The organism is Sphingopyxis soli, assembly GCF_018682675.1.
Taxonomy (GTDB): Bacteria; Pseudomonadota; Alphaproteobacteria; order Sphingomonadales; family Sphingomonadaceae; genus Sphingopyxis; species Sphingopyxis soli.
Map to the genome: position 1 here is coordinate 63619 of NZ_JAFMTR010000115.1, position 17616 is coordinate 81234.

Sequence of the window (17616 nt, forward strand, 5' to 3'; positions counted from 1 at the left end):
ATGCGTCCCTCCGCCATCATGTGCTGTGCTTATCGATCGGCTTTTACATCCGATGCGCCCCCGGCCTTTGCCTTGCTGCTCTGCCAGCGCCTGGCCTGTTCGATATACCAAGGGAGAATTTCAGGCGTGGCCGTCGCATCGGCGTTGATGACCTTGGCGACCGGCCAGCCGGCAAAGAGTCGTTTGATCGGAAGCTCCTGCTTCTTGCCCGACAGCGTAAGGGGAATCGCCGGCGCCGCAATCAGCCGATCCGGCACGAAGCGGGGCGAGAGCCCGGTGCGGATGGCCGATGCGATCGCCGCTTCGGCCTCGGCATGAAGTTCGTTCCCCTCGTCGGGAACCACGAACATGATGAGCTCGCTGCCCCCGGCGCCATCCTCCACGTCGATGACCATCGCCTCGGCAACGCCCGGCAGGCCCTCGACCGCCGCATAGAGTTCGGCGGTGCCCATGCGCAGCCCGTGCCGGTTGATCGTCGCGTCGCTGCGGCCCGAGATCGTGCAGCCGCCATCGGCACCGACCGTCAGCCAGTCGCCGTGGCGCCAGATCCCCGGCCATTCGGAGAAGTAGGAGTCGCGGTAGCGGCTGCCGTCTTCGTCGCCCCAGAAATAGAGCGGCATGCTGGGAAAAGGGCGGGTGCAGACGAGCTCGCCGACCTCATCGATCACCGGCCGGCCGTTCTCGTCCCACGCCTCGATCGCGGCGCCGAGATGGCGGCATTGCAGTCTGCCGGGGGTGTCGGGCAATTCGGGATTGCCGGCCATGAAGGCGGCGGCGATTTCGGTCCCGCCGCTGACATTGCACCACCAGATGCCGGGCCGCCCGGCGGCTTCGAACTCGGCCGAGCCCCAGCGCTGCACATCGGGGGGAAGCGGCGAACCGGTGCTGCCGAGCGCGCGGATGGCGTCGAGCCCCCCAAGACCTTTCAGATCTAGGCCCGCCTTGCGGCAGCTTGCGAAAAAAGCCGCGCCGGCGCCGAACCAGGTCACGCCGGTGCGCGCGGCGAAATCCCAGAGCCGACTCCAGTCAGTATCCGTCTTCGTGCCACTCGGCGAGCCGTCGAAAAGACAGATGGTCGTGCCACTGAGCAGTCCGCCGACCTGAATATTCCACATGACCCAGCCGGTGGCGCTGAACCAGTGAAAGCGATCACCGAAATTGTTTGCGGAATAGCTCGGCCCGAGATCGAAATGGAGCCGTCCGGCTGCGGTCGCCAGCAGCACGCCGCCGTGCCCATGCACGATCGCCTTGGGAAGCCCGGTCGTCCCGCTCGAATAGAGAATCCACAGCGGGTGATCGAAGGGCAGCCACTCGGGCTCGAACGCCTCGACCGCAGCATCGTCGCGGCCGACCGCCTCGGCGAAGTCGAGCGCCCCCGGCACCGCCGCCTCGCCATGTCCGCTGGTGATAAGGAACAATTGCTCGATGCAGGGCAACTGTGCGCATATCTCGGCGACCGCGGCGCTGCGGTCCATCGCCTTGCCCGCATAAAAGACCCCGTCGACTGCGATCAAGGCCTTGGGCCCTGTCTGCCGCAACCGGTCGAGCACCGCGCTCGTCCCCATGTCCGGCGAACAGAGCGTCCAGATCGCACCGAGGCTGGCAGAGGCCAGCAGCCCCACGACCGCGGCCGGAATATTGGGCAGGTACGCAGCGACGCGGTCCCCCTTCCCGATCCCGTTCCGGCGCAGCTCAAGCGCCAGCGACGCCGCCTGCCGGCGAAGCTCGGCCCAGCTCATTTCAACGGTGTCGCCGCGCTCGTTCATCGCGACGATCGCCGGTTGGCCGGCTTCGTCGGCGGCAACAGCGTGCCGGAACACATGCCGCGCATAGCTGACCTCGGCGCCCTCGAACCAGCGCACATGCGGCATCGTGCCCGTGCTCAGAACTGCGGTGAACGGCGTCGGAGATTCGATTTCGTCATAGTCCCAGATGCTGCGCCAGAAGGCGTCGAGATCCTCTACCGACCAGCGCCGCAAATCCTCGAAGCCTGCGAACTCAAGGCCGTGCTTCGCCTCGAGCCATTCCGAATAGAGACGCATCTGCGGGACCGGGGTCGAGACATTTGCGCTGATGCTGGAATGGGTCATCGAGGGGCGAAACCTTGTTCAGATCGCAGGGAGATCGAGGATTGGTTCGGCGTCGCATCGGGGGAGGCTCCCCGCTGCGGCGGCGAAGAGGGGCGGCATCTCTACCCTGAGCGCCGCCCGAGGCGTCAGAAGGCGGTCCGCAGGCTCATGGCTGCATAGCGCCCGATCGCATTATAGGTCCCGCCAATGCCGTCGGTTCCCGGGAAATAGGGCGGCGTCTTGTCGAACAGATCGTTGATCTGAAGGCCGATCTCGGTTCCCTTCATGAAGCCCGTGTCGGGCAATTTTACCGAAAGACGCAAGTCCGCCGTCGTATAGCCCTTCGACTTGTAAAGGCTCGTTCCGGTCGGAGTGGCGAAGGACGCGGTAATGCCGCTGCGGTGGTTGACGAAATTGACGAACGTCACCGGTCCCGCCGTGAAACCAAGCGTCGTGCGCAGGGTTGTCCTGGGGATGCCGGCATCGAGCGAGTTGCTGACCGCAGAAGTCGGCGACAATTGGGTCCGGTATTTCAGGATATAATTGCCGGCGATCCCGCCGAAGAGCGTCCCGACGCCGGCGTCATGCCGATACCGCACATCGAAATCGATTCCGTTGGTTTTGCGGATGCCGAAATTGCCTTGGCGAAGGTCGAGAATGTTGCCGATCGCCGGCACCGCGGAGAAGGTGTAGAAAAAGGGCACGGTATTGGCGATCGCATCGCTGAGCTGCGCCGCGCTCGGATTGCGGATCACCCGCGACGCGAAGGTCGGATCGCTGAACAGGAGGGCACCGAGCCCCGAGGGCGTCCCGATGACATCATCATATTTGATATCATAGAAGGTCGCTGCGGCGGTCAGATTCGGTGCAAATCGTGGCCGCAGGTCCACACCGAAGGAGAAGGTTCGGGCTTTCTCGGGCTTCAGCGCCTGATTCCCCCCGAAGAGAAGGATGGTGTTCACCTGCGCCGCGCCGCGCGACGGGTCACGCGCGCCAAACGCGTCGACGAGCGCCGCGGCGGCATAATAGGAACCGACCGTCGAGCCGAGATCGCGCAGTCCGGGCGCGCGGAAGGACCGGCCGTAACTGCCGCGGAAGTTGACGCCCTCGACGGGTTCCCAGGTGATGCCGACCTTCGGATTGGTCGTCGAACCGAAGTCGCTGTAATGATCGTAGCGCCCCGACAGGGACAGGGCGAGGCTATGAACCATTGGCCCGGCATTGCCCTCGCCGAAAATCGGCACGAACAGCTCGCCATAGACCGATGCGATGTTGCGGCTCAGATCCTCGGGAAAGCCCACGCCGCCGCTCGATCCGCGCTGCATATAGGTTTCGCGGCGATATTCGCCGCCGAGCGCAACCTTGAGCTCTCCGCCCGGCAGGCTGGCCAGCGGTCCGTCGACCTTCACCGCACCGATCCGGGTGCGCTGGCGGTTGGTAAAGTCGGTGGGATTGTCGAGAATGGCGGCGACGACCGCCGGATTGGTGCGCGTTCCGAACGGATCGAGCGCGGTCGCGGTGGTCGTGCCGGCGGCCGCAGCGGTCAGGGCCGTCGTGTTGATCCCCGGCTGGAACGTGTCGTTCCGCGACCAGTTGAAGGTGCCATACACGCTCGCCTTGAAGTCGCCGGGGAGCTTGACGTCGACCCCGGCGGTCGCATTGCCGCTCCTGACGCGGAACGTCTGGTCGAAATGATCGGCGCCGACCAGATTGTCGGGCCGGAAATCGACGAATTCGAACGTCGCCCCGGTACCGGGCGGCGCCTGGAAAAAGGGATTGGCCGCGGTGATCAGGACAAAGGTCTGCCCGGGCAGTGCGGCCTGAACCACGTCCCTGCGGTCCGAGTAGAGCAGATCGCCCCACAGGGTTACCGCCGACGACAGCTCCTGTTGCGCCGAGACGAACACGGCATGGGTGCGGTTTTCGGGCACGAGATCGACGGGCCCGCGGGGATCGCAGGTGTTGAGCCCCGGCGCCAGGCTGGGCGCGGCATAGATCGTGCCGGTGAACAGGTTGACGTTGGCGTTGGGGCACACAGCCGAGCGCGTATCGACGCCGCCGGCGGCGCGGAAGTCGAGCGAGCGATAGCGCCGGTCGGCGCCGGTGATGTTGCTGTTCTCGGAATATTGATAGGCCGCGACGAAGGAGCCGCTTCCCCAGTCGTGGCCGAAGATGCCGCCCGCGTTGAAGGCGTGATAATCGTCGGCGAACCCGTAGCGGACATTCGCCTCGACCCCCGCGACGCGCTTGCGCGTGATGAAGTTGACCACGCCTGCGACAGCATCCGACCCGTAAATCGCCGAGGCGCCGTCGGCGACGATCTCGACCCGCTCGATCGCGAGCTCGGGCAGAAAGGGATAGTCGGGGTTGGTCTGCTGCGTGCTCCCCGAGATCAGGCGATGGCCGTTCATCAGCGGCAGGGTGGCTGCGGGGGGGAGGCCGCGAAGGCCCGGCGCAAAGGAACCAAGCCCGCCATTGCTGGTGCGCGGCGCGGTGTTGAAGCTGTTGAGCTGCGGCACCGTTGCGAGGAGTTCGGGCGTGCTCGCGGCCCCGATCAATTTCGCATCCTCGCGCGTCACGCCGATCAGGCCCGATCCCGTCGGCGGGATACCCCGGATGCTCGTACCCGTGACGACGATTTCGGCGTCGGCGTCGCTGTCCGCGCTCGCCCGACCGGTTTCGTCCGCCGACTGAGCCCGTGCGGCAGCGGGTACAAGAAACGCCGCCGCGATCGCCGAGCCCGATAGCAGACACGCTCGGCGAGCCATGAATAGAATATTGTTCGACATGATGGTCCTCTCCCTCGCTTATCGAATGCGGCCTTGGCCGCGGCCGGGCTTTGCCGACTTGATGCCCTGCTTATGGTCTGACAGAGATGTTTGTAAGCGCCCCGGCGGACATCAATGTGTCTTTGGCGGACATGGTGGAGGAGATGAAAATGTCCCTTGGCGATCTGCAAGCTGGCGGTGTGAACAGCCGCAGTCGTGTCGGCTTTCCGTCACTCAACCAGCGAATCTTCGCGCCGTTCAAGCTGGCGACGGTGATCGACGCCGTCGCCGCCCGCGGCATCGGGCCGGAAACGGTGCTGGATCGCACCGGTTTGACACCGACCGAAGTCCGCGATCCGCATACGCTGACCTCGATCGGCCAGTATCTGGTCGCGTGCGAGAATATCGTCGCCGCCGGCGCCACCTTCTCCGACGCTTTCGAGATCGGCTCGCGCCTCCACCTTTCGGCCTATGGCATGTATGGCTACGCCCTGATGTGCTCGCCGACGATGCGCGAGTTCTTCGATTTCGCCGTGCGATACCAGCCGCTCGCCACGCCGACCGTAAGGCTCGGTTGGCGAACCGAAGGCGCGTTCGCAATCTGGCGATTCGAGGAGATCTATCGCGACGTGATGAGCAACGAGGTCCGGACCTTCCTCGTTCGTCAGCAGATGAAGATGACCTACACGCATATCAGGGACACTGCCGGAGCGGACAATCTGCCGATACGCGCTATATTCGCCTTGCCCGAAGACGGACAGGCATCGGCCGACGAGCAGGCCCTGTCCTGCCCCTGCTCCTATGGACAAGAGGGCAACGAGCTTCACTATCCGATCGGGATCCTCGACCAGACGCCCGAACTGGGGAACCGGCTGACGCGGACGATGCTCGAAGAGACCTGCGAACGGCTGATCGGGCAATCACGAATCTCGTCGGGGCTTTCCGGCGAAGTCTATCAGCTCCTGCTTCTCGCGCCCAACCGATCGGCCTCGATGACGTCGATCGCCGAGCAACTCGGGTTGCAGGAGCGCACCTTGCGCCGCCGGCTCGCCGCCGAGGACACGAGCTATGGCGAGATCGTCGACGATGTCCGCCGCAAGCTCGCGATCGAGTATCTGCAGACGACCCGGATGAGCGTCGACGATGTCGCCTGGAAAGTCGGCTTCAGCGACAGCGCTAACCTGCGCCGTGCCGTCAGACGGTGGACGGGGAAGACCATCGGCGAAGTCCGTGCGGAGCGCTAGAACTCCCAAAGCTTGCGGAGGTGAACCGGATTTCCCCTCTCCTGAACAGCCTCTCGCCGATGTCGCCGAACAGCCGCGACGCCCGTCTGGCCCCACGTCGAAACGCTATCCCTTATCAAGCCGGAATCTGCCCTTCTGCGCGCAATCCATCAGGGGAAGCCGAAGCCGGTAGCCGGTGTGCGGATCGAATGGCCGCCTGCGGCCGGAGGCCAATCGCGATTGCAGCGGCCGACGTCGGGCGCAAAGCGGCCTCTCGGCTGTGCCCGCCGACAGCATTGCTGATGGCGATGGGCCGGGCATCCCCCACGATCATCCCGATGCCGCCGCACAGCTACGCGATGAGACTGCGGGTGTCGTCGCGGCAGCAAAATCGCACCCGCAAAGCGCGCCAAACGCGCGGCCCCGCACCCTGCTCGTCACTCTTCGCGGATTATATCGACTACTTTACGTGCATGGTGCGCCCGACAGGATTCGAACCTGTGGCCCCCAGATTAGGAATCTGATGCTCTATCCTGCTGAGCTACGGGCGCGCCGGGGTCCGTCTAGCGGTGTCGGGCGGCCAGCGTCAATCGGCGGATCAATTCGCCGCTTCGGGCGGAACGAAGGGAACAAGCAGGGGCATTGCCGCGATGCCGTCGTCGCGAAGCGCCTGCGCCTCTTCGGGAGAGGCTTGGCCGTGGATCAGATCCTCGGCCGCGCGGCCTTCGTGCATCGCGCGCGCCGCGTCGGCGAACTCGCGGCCGACCCAGCGCGACCGGGGCAGCATCTCGGCCTGTTTCGCGGCAAGGTCCGCCAGCAGCTTACGGACGATTTCCGGTCCGGGGCCGCTGTCGTCGGCGACCGGTGCCGGCGCCCGCGCGCCGCTCGTCATCTGGTTCGACTTCGCACCGACGCGCGGCGCCATCACCGCCTTGCGGACATCGGCGTCGCCGCAGACAGGGCACGCGATCAGGCCGCGCTCCTGCTGGTCGGCAAAGCTCTCGCTGCTCGCAAACCACGCCTCGAAGCGGTGATCGCCCGCGGAACAGCAAAGGTCGAAGACGATCATTCTCACCCCGTGCCCAGCAACGCGTCGAGCTCGCCCTTCGCTTCCAGTTCCGCAAGATCGTCGCTGCCGCCGATATGCTTTCCGTCGATGAAGATCTGCGGGACGGTCCGGCGACCATGCGCGCGATCGACCATCGCTTCGAAGCCGGCGCGGTCCATCGTCACGTCGATTTCCTGAAAACCGGCGCCCTTGCGATCGAGCAACGCCTTCGCGCGCGAGCAGAATCCACAAAAGGCCTTCGTATAGATTTCGATCTTCGCCATTCGGCTATCCTGTCATTTCTTCGCCACCATATCGGAATCAACGTCCGCAAAGTCAAATATGTTGCCCGTCATCAGCGCATCGGGAACGACCCGCGCCCAGGTCAGCGCCGAAACCTGCGCCGCCCCGCTGCGTTTGAGCGCCTTCGCCGCCGACCGGAGCGTCGCGCCGCTGGCATGGACATCGTCGATCAGGACAAGATGGCGCCCCGCGACACGCGCCCTGGCATCGGCCGCCAAACCGAACGCGCCGGCAACGATCTTCTCACGCTCGTGCCGCCCTTTGCCGCGCAGCGCGACCGTCGACTTTTTGCGCAGCAGCAAATGATGATCGCGCGGCACGCCGGTCTGCCGCGCCAGCGCGTCGGCGATCATCGCCGCCTGGTTGAAGCCGCGCGACCAGAGCCGCCAGCGGTGCAGCGGCACCGGGATCAGCAGCATGTCGGCGGGATCGCCGAGCGCGAGCAGCTTGCGCGCCATCAGCCCTGCCATCAGCCGTGCATGGCCGGTGCGCCGACCATATTTGAGCCTGAGCGCCACGGTGCGCGCGACGGGGCCATAGGCAACGGCCGCGGGAGCCCCCGCCAAGGACGGCGGATCGGCCATGCACGCACCGCATTCGACGCCCGTACCGGCCACGGCGGTCGGCAAGGGGATCGAACAGCGCGCGCAAACCGCGCCGTCGAGAAAATCGAGCGAGGACCAGCAATCAAGGCAGAATTGCCGGTCGCCGTCGACGATCGTCCCGCACCCGGGACAGCGCGGCGGCAGCGCATAGTCGACGACCGCCCGCCCGACCGTCCGCAACAGCTGGAGCGGCGCAATACCGCCGTCGGCTCGCCCGTCGATCCCTGTGTCGTCCGAAGCCGCGTCCATGACGGACTTGTGCCGCATCGCCCGGGACGGCACAAGCGCGCCCATGTCGACCCCCGCGATGCTCTTTTCCCCCGCCCGCCACGCCGCCCAGCGCGACCGCATGGGACGATTGCCGGCCGATGCAAATTTCCTGGCCCCGATCATCGCCGACACGCTGCTCGACCGCCTGGCGATGGTCACCCGCGAATTCGAACGCGTGCTGCTCATCGGCGCGCACGACGCATCGCTCGCCGGCGCCCTGCGGGCGCGGGGCAGCACCGTGACCATCGTCGAAGCCGGGCCGAAACTCGCCGCTGCATCGGGCGCGATCGTCGGCGAGGCCGACGCGATCGACCTGCCGTTCGCCAGTTTCGACCTGATCGTCTGGCCCGGCGGGCTCGACGCGGTGAACGATGTTCCGGGCGCGCTCGTCCGGCTGCGCGCCCTGCTCGCTCCCGACGGGCTCCTCCTCGGCGCCTTCGTCGGCGACGGCAGCCTGCCGCGCCAGCGCCGCGCGGTGATGAGCGACGGCGTGCGTCCGATCGCGCGGCTGCATCCGCAAATCGACCTCGCCGCGATGGGCAATTTGCTCCAGCGCACCGGTTTCACCCTGCCCGTGGTCGATGTCGACGCGCTGACCGTCCGCTACGGCGACTGGTTCGCGCTCGTCCGCGATTTGCGCGCGGCGGGGCTGTCGAGCCGGCTGACCCCCACCCCGGCGCCGCTGACGCGCGAGGAAGCGGCGCGCATCGCCGCCGCCTTCGCCGCGCAGGCCGATCCCGACGGGCGTGTGGCCGAATATTTTCGCATCATCCACTTCAGCGGCTGGGCCCCGCACCCGGACCAGCCGAAGCCCGCGCGGCGCGGCAGCGCTGCAGCTTCGCTCGCCGATGCGCTGAAACCGCAAGGCTGATCAGACGAGCGCCTCGAGCAGGCCGATCAGCGGCTTGTCGGCGGGCGGCATCGCGAGCCCGTGAAGCTCGACCGGCCGCACCCAGCGCAGCGCGCTCGCGTGCCGCGCCACCGGCGTTCCGCGCCACTTGCGGCAGACATAGAGCAAGAGCAGCAGGTGCCGGTCGCCGATCCGGTCGCTCGCGAAACAGGCGGGGGCGAGGCACGCCTCCTCGACGTCGATCGCCAGTTCCTCGGCCAGCTCGCGGATCAGCGCCTGTTCCGGCGTCTCGCCGGGCTCCAGCTTTCCGCCCGGGAATTCCCACAGCCCGGCCATGGCCCCGCCTTCGGGGCGTTGCTGGACGAGCAGCCGACCGTCGCGATCGACCAATGCGGCCGCCACTACGAACAGGCCCGGCATTGCCGATTTCATCGGATCGGACACGGACAATTTGTTAACCTTCCTGTGCGACGCTCGCCATCCTCGGGAACTATAACTTCAGTAGGGGCGGAACAATGAACAAGTTTCAGGGGCTGCTGCGGTCGACCAGGGCCGCCACAGCCGTCGAATACGGGCTTCTCTTGGCCCTGATATTCCTTGCCGCGCTCGGCGCGATGAGCGCGGTCGGAACATCGACCATCAATATGTGGAATGACGTGTCCTCGTCTGCGGTCGCGGTGCTTTAAAGCCTTCAGGTTGTTCGAATTCGGGACTCGATCAAGGCGTTTTACAGGGTTTCGGCATTAAGATTTTCAAAACCTATTTCACCTAAACCCGTCAACGTTGACCCAGACCAGACCGTCAACAGGGTAAGTGAAGCATCAGGAGACCAGTCATGAAGTTCATCAAGAAATTCTTCCGCGATACCAAGGCTGCCACCGCCATCGAATATGGCCTTATCGCCGCCCTCATCGCCGTGGCCGGCATCGCCGCAATGGGCGCGGTTGGTAACAGCGTCACCAACACCTTCAACAAGGTCGATAAGGGTCTGAAGCAGAGCTAATCGACCTTTCTGCCCGGTGCGCCGGGCGGAACAGAGAAAGGGCGGCCCTCAAGGCCGCCCTTTTTTGTTCAACGATTCGCGTAAACGACGATCTTGACCTTCCGCCCCGGCGTCAGCCGGCTCGTTGCGGTCAGGCGGTTGAGCACCTGGAAGCGTTCGGTCTGCAGGTCGGTATAGGCCATGCGCCGCGCCAGCGTCGCCACCGTGTCGCCGCGCGCGACTGTCACGACATCGACCCGCCGCGGCCGGATCGCCGCCGCCTCGCTCGCAGTCAGCCGCCGGACGCTCTGGAACATCGGGTTGAACACGCCCGCCCCGCCCGCCTGCGTCAGCGCGACGAAGTGGAACGCGCTGGTCCGCGAAAATTCATAGGCGAAGACGGTGACGTCGACCTGCCCCGACTGGGTATTGGCGCGCGCGACCGAATAATAGGCCGGGATGCCGTTCACCGTCGTGCGCTGGATGGAACCCGGCGACAGGTTCGCATTCCCACCTATCTCCTTGAAAATCGATGCGATATAGGCGTTCATATCGCTATTATAGGCGGCGGTGGAGAATTGCGCCTGCCCGCCATTGCCGCTGACGAGTACCGCGCTCGTCCCGTTCTGCATGCCATAGCCGTTCGGCACGGTGAACTTCAGCCGCAGGTCTGGGTGCATGAAGTCGCGGCCCTCGACGACGCCCTGCGCGGGGTCGTCGCCATAGAGCACGCCATCGACCGAGGCGAGGAAGGCGTCGGCGTTGCGCACGCCACCGGTGCCGACCTTGGATGCGAGGCTCTGCGCATTGCGGACGCGCGACGCCGGGTCGGGGTGAGTGCTCGCCCATTCGGGGATCGAGCGCGCGTCGCCGCCCGACAGCCGCGCCTCGAGACTGGTCTGATTGGCAAGGCTCGCGAGCATCGTCGACAGCGCAAGCGGATCGTAGCCCGCCTTTTTCAGATATTGCACGCCGAGCTGGTCGGCCTCCAATTCCTGACTGCGCGAGAATCCCAGCGTCGCAAGCTGCGCGACCTTCATCGCGTTGTTCTGGAGCAGGCCACCGAGCCCCCCGAGCAGCCCGCCATTGTCGCCGATCGCGCCGCCAAGCACCGCGCCGAGCACACCAAGGATCGTGTTGCGCGTCGCCGCCGACTGGCGCTTCTTGCTGTGCTGCGCCGCGACATGCCCGACCTCGTGGCCCAGCACGCCCGCGAGTTCGGCCTCGTCGTTCATCAGCGCCATCAACTGGCGCGTCACATAGACATAGCCGCCGGGGATCGCGAAGGCGTTGTTCACCGGCGAGTTGAGCAGGGTGACGGTGAAATCGCTCGGGCTCCGCGAGAGGCCCGACTGGACGGCGATATTCTGCCCGATGCGGTTCACATAGGCGGCCTGCGGCCCGGCATAGGCGCCGCCGAACTCCTGCAAAAGCTGCGGATGCGCCTCGTCGCCCTGCTTGCGCTCGGCCGGCGTGATCGCGGTCTGGGTCCGGATCGCCTTGAGCTGCGCGTCCGCCACGCCCGTCAGCGCCACGCTGGCCGCGAACATGATCGCCAGCCTGCTTGCCGTCTTTCGCTTCATCGATTGCCTCCCACTTATGCGCCTGTCGGGGATAAACCCGAAACGGGACAAGGCAAGCCGTCTGGTGGACGACTGGCCGGACCAGGTGGAATTTCAACGCGATGAGGTCGCTTCAGGTTCCGGCGACTATGCTCGCCCCATGGCGAGAAACTTTTCCTCGCGCTCGGTGAGCAGCGCTTCGGACGGCAGCTTCGCCAGCGCATCCAGTTCCTGCGCAATCGCATCGCCGAGCGCCTTGATCGCAAGCTCGGGGGCGCGATGCGCGCCGCCAACCGGCTCCGGAACGATGCGATCGATGATCTTCAGGCCAAGAAGATCCTGCGCCGACATCTTCATCGCGGTCGCGGCATCGGCCGCCTTGTCGGCGGTGCGCCACAGGATCGACGCGCATCCTTCGGGCGAGATCACCGAATAGACGGCATGTTCGAACATCAGCACGCGGTTCGCCGCGGCCAGCGCGATTGCGCCGCCCGAGCCGCCCTCGCCGACGATCGCCGCGACCATCGGCACGCCGAGCGCGAGACATTGCTCGGTCGAGCGCGCGATTGCCTCGGCCTGCCCGCGCTCCTCGGCCTGGATGCCGGGAAAGGCGCCCGAGGTGTCGACCAGTGTCACCACCGGCAGCCCGAACCGGTCGGCGAGTTGCATCAGGCGGATCGCCTTGCGATAGCCCTCGGGCTTCGCCATCCCGAAATTATGCTTCATGCGCGACGGAATATCGTCGCCCTTTTCATGGCCGATCACCATCACGCGGCGGCCGCGAAAGCGCGCGAGGCCGCCCAGGATCGCCTGATCGTCGCCGAAATTGCGGTCGCCCGCCAGCGGCATCCAGTCGTCGAACAGCCCCGCGACATAATGTTTGAAATGCGGGCGGTCGGGATGGCGCGCGACCTGCGTCTTTTGCCAGGGGGTCAATTTGCCATAGATATCGCGCAGCAATTTCGAGGACTTATCCTCAAGCCGGGCAATGTCGCCCTCGATATTGAGCGAGGGGTCTCCCCCCATTTCGCGCAGTTCGGCGATCTGCCGATCCAGCGCCGCGACCGGTTTTTCAAAGTCCAGAAAGGCTGTCATGCGCAGTCGCTAGGACGATGATGCCGCAACGTCAACGGTCGCGGCGCCAAGCTCCATTTGCGCGAGCGGGTGGCGCCTGTTCACCAGCTCGACGAGGCGGCGGCTATCGACATGGGTGTAAATCTCGGTCGTCGCGATATCGGCATGGCCGAGCATCAGTTGCAGCGCGCGCAGATCGGCGCCGCCTTCGAGCAGATGCGTCGCAAAGGCGTGGCGCAGGACGTGCGGGCTGATCGCGGTGGGGTCGATCCCCGCCCGCGCCGCCAGCTCGCGCAGCATCTGGAACAGCCGCACCCGCGTAAGGTGCGCCTTGCCCGACGGAAAGAGCCATGGCGATCCATCGGCGAGCAGCGGCAGCCAGCGGTCGAGCGCCGCGCGCGCGCGGTCCGACAGGGGCACCAGCCGTTCCTTGTCGCCCTTGCCCCGGATGATCAGAAACTCGCGGCCGCCCGCCACCGCGCGGCGCGGCAGGGATACGAGTTCGCTCGCGCGCAGACCCGAACCGTAGAGCAGTTCGAGCAGCAACAGCATCCGCACCGCATTCGCGGGCGGCGCCTCGCCCGCCGCCGCCTCCCCGGCCTGCGCGAACAGGCGTTCGACATCGTCATGGGTCAGGATGCGCGGCAACGGCCGCCGCGTGGCCGGGCGCGCAATGTCGAGCGCGGGATTGTCGCCACGTTCGCCCTCGTCGAGCAGGAAGGCAAAGAATTGCCGCAGCGCGGACAGCTTGCGCGCCGCGCTGCTCGCCGCAAGCGAGCGATATTCGGCCATCAAAGCCCGCAGATCGTCGGCGCCCGCCCGTTCCAGCGATCCGCGCACCAGTTCGGCCGCCTGGACCAGATCGCGGCGATAGGCCGCCAGCGTGTTGCGCGATGCGCCGCGCTCGGCGGCCATCATTTCCAGAAAGCGGTCGATCAGCGGCCCGTCAGACATCGTCCGACAAATCCCGCCCGTCAGACATAGTCCGACAAATCTCGAACGTCAGACACGGACCAGCGCCTCGGCGGCGATCATCCGCGCTTCGGCATCGAGGCCGACCTCGCGCAGCGCGCGGACGATATAATAGAGATGATAGGGCGGGACCTTCGACCATTCGCCCTGCATCCCCGCGGCCGCGATCAGCGCGACCATTCCCGGCTCGCGCCGTTCGGCGGCGGCCATGATCGCGCGCGACCAGCGCGTCTGTTTGCCGAGGTCGAGGTCGAGATCGCCGGCCGCCGATGCGGCCTGCTCCGAACTGAGTCGCCCAAGCCCCGCGAGCCCGGCGACGAGGAATTTCGAGCGCAGATAACCGGTGCTGTCGTCGTTGCCCGCGAAGCTGCCGACGCTTCCGGCGCTGACGCCCGCCAGCGGCCGCGGCGAGCCCACCGCCATCACGCCCCACGCGCGGCTTCCCGAATTGAGCTGCGACGCCCAGTCCATCGCGTTGCGATCGTAGCCGCCGGCGAACATCGAGCCCAGAAGCTGCCACGGATCGTCGCCAACCTTGGTCGAAGTCGGCAGTCCCGCCGCGGCGCGGGCCGTTGCGACCAACGCGGCATAGCTTTGCACCGGATTGTCTCCCGCGCCCCACAAAGCCTGCATCGCCGTATAGCGATCGGCGCCGCTCGCCGCGCCAAAGGCATTGCGCAGCTCGTCGATCTGGGCGGCGAGCGCCTCGGGCGGTTCTTCCTCGCCCGATGCGGCGCTGAGCAGCGAGACATAGGCCTCGCTCGACAGCACGCCGCGCGCCGCCGCATCGGGCGCCGCGGCGACGCGATCGGCCATCTCGGTCATCGGCGCAAGCACGGTCCATCCGCGCATATAGGCGGGTTCGGTGCTGCGCAGTTCGGCGGGAATGGCGATCGCGGTCGCCGTCGCCATGCCGAAGCGCCAGCTCGTCAGCGTGTCGACCTTGTCCCATTCGATCGTGGTCGAGCGGCGCCCGGCGCCGGTCGCGCCGAGCACCCGCTCGGTCAGCAGGATGTCGAAATTGTCGATGCGGCCGCTCGACCGGACGCGGCCGATCGCCCAGCCTGCGGGGCCGGCATCGCCCGACAGACCCGAACAGATCGCCGAGGCGAGCCGCCACGATTGTTCCTCGCCATGCGCGAGGCCCGCCGGGACATAGGGACAGAGCCCCGCAGGATCGGCGGTGGCGAGGAACGTCTGCTGCGCGACCTGCAGCATCCGCGGGCTCGCGCGGTCATAGTCGACCGATTGGACGATCCAGCGCGCCGCGGTCGATTCGCCCATCCTCAGGAGCAGGCCCGCGCGATCGGCGGCGAGGTCTGCGCCATTGATCGTCTCGGGCGTATCGATCGCCGACGACAGCGCGCGGCGCAGCAGGATCTGGCCCCAGCGCGAGGCAAGCGCACCGTTGGTCTTGCGCATGATCGCAGCCGCATATTGGCCGCGCACCCCGAACGCATCGGGGGCGAGCCCGCCGGTCTCGGGCGTCAGCGGCCCGATCCGCGTCAGCAGGCGGCGCGCGCCCGGTGGCAGGTCATATTTGAGACCGCCCGCGGTCTGCTCCTCACCCTCGGCAGCGTCCTCGCCTTCCTCTTCGCTGGCCGCGCTCGTAGTCGGCACGGCCGACGGCGGCGTCACGCCGGGCAAAGAGGATGATGACGAGGGCGACGGCGTCGGCGCGGAGGTCGGTGACGGTGTCGGCGACGATTTGGGCGCCGGCGTTTCGGCAGGGTTACCGAAGCCTTCGGGTAACAGCGATTCCTGTGCGAGCGCGGGCAGCACCAGCGCCGCGGCCATCGCGGTGCCCGACAGGCCCAGCGTCAAGGTCAGCCATTTCCTCGTCATCGTTCGTCTCGGGGTCCGTCCCTGGTAGCCGTGGTTTCGGCAAGCTTGTCGGTCACATCCACCTCAATCGTCCGGGGCTCGACCGGTCGGCCCAGATAGAAGAGCCACAGCAGGAAAGCCAGCAGCGCGAGCAGCAGCCAGGCGAGCCGCCGCCGCCATCGGCCTTTTCCCGATCTGCCCGTTTCGCGCAATATCCAATGCCCGCCGTTCGTCCCATAAATGCGCGGCGAAAACCATTGTCCCGCGCAGCCTGCGCGGTATAGCCGCGCGCACCATGTCGCGAAACCCGAAAAGCCCGGCACCCGCCGCCCCTGCGACGCTTCCTGCGTCGATCCGCGAGCGCTCGATCGTGCTCGTCGGCCTGATGGGATCGGGCAAGTCGACGATCGGTCGCCGCCTCGCGCAGCGGCTCGGCATGGCCTTTGCCGACGCCGACGACGAGATCGAGCGCGCCGCGGGGATGACCATCTCCGACATTTTCGCCAAGTTCGGCGAGGCGCATTTCCGCGACGGCGAGCGCCGCGTGATCGCGCGCCTGCTCGCGGGAAAGCCGCACGTCCTCGCAACCGGCGGCGGCGCCTTCATCAACGAAGAGACGCGCGCGCTGATCCTCAAGGACAGTCTTTGCATCTGGCTCGACGCCGATATCGCGACGCTGGTCGAGCGCACCGCCCGACGCAGCCACCGCCCGCTGCTCAAGGGTCGCGACGCCGACGCGGTGCTGCGCGAACTCGCCGAGGTGCGCAATCCGATCTATGCCAAGGCGCACATCCGCGTCAGTTCGGCGTCGAGCCCGCACGAGCATACGGTGCGCGCCATCATGGAGGAATTGTCGCAGTGGAACGCCTGACCGTCGACCTCGGCAGCCGCAGCTATCCGATCCTGATCGGCGACGGGCTGATCCGCGATATCGGCGCGCACGTCGCGCCGCTGCTCCGCCGCCCGCGCACGATGATCGTCACCGACAGCAACGTCGCGCCGCACTATCTGGTCGGGGTCGGCGCGTCGCTGGCGAACGACAATATCTCCTTTTCCTCGCTCGTCCTGCCCGCCGGCGAGGGGACGAAGAGCTGGGAGGGGCTGGCGCGCCTCACCGAATGGCTGATCGGCGAAGGGATCGAGCGCAGCGACCATGTCATCGCGCTCGGCGGCGGCGTCATCGGCGACCTCGTCGGCTTTGCGTGCAGCATCGTCAAGCGCGGCTGCCATTTCATCCAGGTGCCGACCACCTTGCTCGCGCAGGTCGACAGCAGCGTCGGCGGCAAGACCGCGATCAACGTCGCCGCGGGCAAGAATCTGATCGGCGCCTTCCACCAACCGGCGCTGGTCGTGATCGATCCGACGACGCTTGCCACGCTGCCGCGGCGCGAACTGGGCGCGGGCTATGCCGAGGTCGTCAAATATGGCCTGATCGACGACGCAGCGTTTTTCGACTGGTGCGAGGCGAATGGCGCTGCGCTGCTCGCGGGCGATGCGGGAGCGCGGCACCAGGCAATCGCCCACAGCGTCGCCGCCAAGGCGCGCATCGTCGCCGCCGACGAGCGCGAGACGCAGGACATCCGCGCGCTGCTCAACCTCGGCCACAGCTTCGGCCACGCGCTCGAGGCCGAAACCGGCTATTCGGACCGCCTGCTCCATGGCGAAGCCGTCGCGGCGGGGATGGTGCTCGCGCATCAATTTTCCGCAGCGAACGGCCTGTGCCCCCCCGCCGACGCCGACCGCGTCCGCAACCATCTGGCCAGCGTCGACCTGCCGCACAGTCTCGCCAGCGCCGGGGTCAACACAGGCGGCGCCGCGCTTGCCGCCCATATGGCGCACGACAAGAAGGTCCGCGGCGGCAAGCTGCCGCTGATCCTCACGCGCGGTATCGGACAAAGCTTCGTCACCGAAGACTATGGACTGGACGCCGTGGCGGCGTTCCTCGATCGTTGAGGACGGCGGTTAGCGACCGGAGGTTGCCGTTTGGTTCCTCCCCGTGGCGAAGCCATGGGGAGGTGGCAGCGCGAAGCGCTGACGGAGGGGCAAATGGCGCGAGGTCGCGGCCC

16 protein-coding genes and 1 tRNA gene are annotated in these 17616 nt (G+C 66.7%); 6 read left to right on the forward strand and 11 right to left on the reverse strand.

Going from position 1 to position 17616, the window contains the following annotated elements:
- Positions 1 to 29: 29 nt before the first annotated feature.
- Both J1N50_RS17555 and J1N50_RS17560 read right to left on the reverse strand, forming a co-directional pair.
- Entirely contained in the window at positions 30 to 2090 is a 2061-nt protein-coding gene (locus J1N50_RS17555; RefSeq protein ID WP_215356160.1) for an acetoacetate--CoA ligase, read from the reverse strand.
- 125 nt (positions 2091 to 2215) lie between these two features.
- The gene (locus J1N50_RS17560) at positions 2216 to 4837 is read right to left on the reverse strand and encodes a TonB-dependent receptor plug domain-containing protein (protein ID WP_246553740.1); all 2622 of its coding nucleotides are present in this window, start codon (positions 4835 to 4837) and stop codon (positions 2216 to 2218) included.
- A 170-nt stretch (positions 4838 to 5007) separates the two neighbouring features.
- Between J1N50_RS17560 and J1N50_RS17565 the strand changes: the two genes are divergently transcribed.
- Positions 5008 to 6081, forward strand: coding sequence for an AraC family transcriptional regulator (locus J1N50_RS17565; protein ID WP_215356165.1), 1074 nt, complete (start codon positions 5008 to 5010; stop codon positions 6079 to 6081).
- 453 nt (positions 6082 to 6534) lie between these two features.
- Here the strand turns inward: J1N50_RS17565 and J1N50_RS17570 are convergent.
- The 4 genes from J1N50_RS17570 to J1N50_RS17585 form a co-directional block, all read right to left on the reverse strand.
- Positions 6535 to 6611 (reverse strand) — tRNA-Arg (locus J1N50_RS17570).
- 47 nt (positions 6612 to 6658) lie between these two features.
- Positions 6659 to 7129 carry a DUF1178 family protein gene (locus J1N50_RS17575; RefSeq protein ID WP_215356167.1) on the reverse strand — a complete coding sequence of 157 codons (471 nt, stop codon included), beginning with the start codon at positions 7127 to 7129 and terminating at the stop codon, positions 6659 to 6661.
- A gap of 2 nt (positions 7130 to 7131) precedes the next feature.
- Positions 7132 to 7392, reverse strand: coding sequence for a glutaredoxin 3 (gene grxC, locus J1N50_RS17580; RefSeq protein ID WP_215356169.1), 261 nt, complete (start codon positions 7390 to 7392; stop codon positions 7132 to 7134).
- 12 nt (positions 7393 to 7404) lie between these two features.
- Positions 7405 to 8367: a ComF family protein gene (locus tag J1N50_RS17585; protein ID WP_246553742.1), complete on the reverse strand. Its 963-nt coding sequence runs from the start codon at positions 8365 to 8367 to the stop codon at positions 7405 to 7407.
- Between J1N50_RS17585 and J1N50_RS17590 the strand changes: the two genes are divergently transcribed.
- Positions 8366 to 9157 (forward strand): methyltransferase domain-containing protein, encoded by a 792-nt coding sequence (locus J1N50_RS17590; RefSeq protein ID WP_246553744.1) that lies wholly within the window; start codon positions 8366 to 8368, stop codon positions 9155 to 9157. The two genes, J1N50_RS17585 and J1N50_RS17590, sit on opposite strands and share 2 nt — an antisense overlap.
- On the opposite strand, the gene J1N50_RS17595 is transcribed toward J1N50_RS17590, so the two are convergent.
- On the reverse strand, positions 9158 to 9568 hold the full coding sequence (locus J1N50_RS17595; RefSeq protein ID WP_215356204.1) for a (deoxy)nucleoside triphosphate pyrophosphohydrolase: 411 nt from the start codon (positions 9566 to 9568) through the stop codon (positions 9158 to 9160).
- 83 nt (positions 9569 to 9651) lie between these two features.
- Between J1N50_RS17595 and J1N50_RS17600 the strand changes: the two genes are divergently transcribed.
- On the forward strand, positions 9652 to 9822 hold the full coding sequence (locus J1N50_RS17600) for a Flp family type IVb pilin (RefSeq protein ID WP_215356176.1): 171 nt from the start codon (positions 9652 to 9654) through the stop codon (positions 9820 to 9822).
- Positions 9823 to 9971: 149 nt separating this feature from the next.
- Positions 9972 to 10139, forward strand: coding sequence for a Flp family type IVb pilin (locus J1N50_RS17605; protein ID WP_215356179.1), 168 nt, complete (start codon positions 9972 to 9974; stop codon positions 10137 to 10139).
- 68 nt (positions 10140 to 10207) lie between these two features.
- Here J1N50_RS17605 and J1N50_RS17610 read toward each other — a convergent pair whose 3' ends face one another.
- From J1N50_RS17610 to J1N50_RS17625, 4 genes are all read right to left on the reverse strand, one after another.
- Complete coding sequence (locus J1N50_RS17610; protein ID WP_215356181.1) at positions 10208 to 11701, reverse strand: M48 family metalloprotease; 1494 nt, start codon at positions 11699 to 11701, stop codon at positions 10208 to 10210.
- A 126-nt stretch (positions 11702 to 11827) separates the two neighbouring features.
- Positions 11828 to 12775 carry an acetyl-CoA carboxylase carboxyltransferase subunit alpha gene (locus J1N50_RS17615; protein ID WP_215356183.1) on the reverse strand — a complete coding sequence of 316 codons (948 nt, stop codon included), beginning with the start codon at positions 12773 to 12775 and terminating at the stop codon, positions 11828 to 11830.
- 9 nt (positions 12776 to 12784) lie between these two features.
- On the reverse strand, positions 12785 to 13708 hold the full coding sequence (locus tag J1N50_RS17620; protein ID WP_215356186.1) for a tyrosine recombinase: 924 nt from the start codon (positions 13706 to 13708) through the stop codon (positions 12785 to 12787).
- A 48-nt stretch (positions 13709 to 13756) separates the two neighbouring features.
- Positions 13757 to 15571 carry a hypothetical protein gene (locus J1N50_RS17625; protein ID WP_215356188.1) on the reverse strand — a complete coding sequence of 605 codons (1815 nt, stop codon included), beginning with the start codon at positions 15569 to 15571 and terminating at the stop codon, positions 13757 to 13759.
- A gap of 274 nt (positions 15572 to 15845) precedes the next feature.
- On the opposite strand from J1N50_RS17625, the gene J1N50_RS17630 reads away from it, so the two are divergent.
- On the forward strand, positions 15846 to 16421 hold the full coding sequence (locus J1N50_RS17630; protein ID WP_215356190.1) for a shikimate kinase: 576 nt from the start codon (positions 15846 to 15848) through the stop codon (positions 16419 to 16421).
- Entirely contained in the window at positions 16409 to 17503 is a 1095-nt protein-coding gene (gene aroB, locus J1N50_RS17635; protein ID WP_215356192.1) for a 3-dehydroquinate synthase, read from the forward strand. Before J1N50_RS17630 ends, aroB begins: the two co-directional genes overlap by 13 nt.
- Positions 17504 to 17616 lie beyond the last annotated feature (113 nt).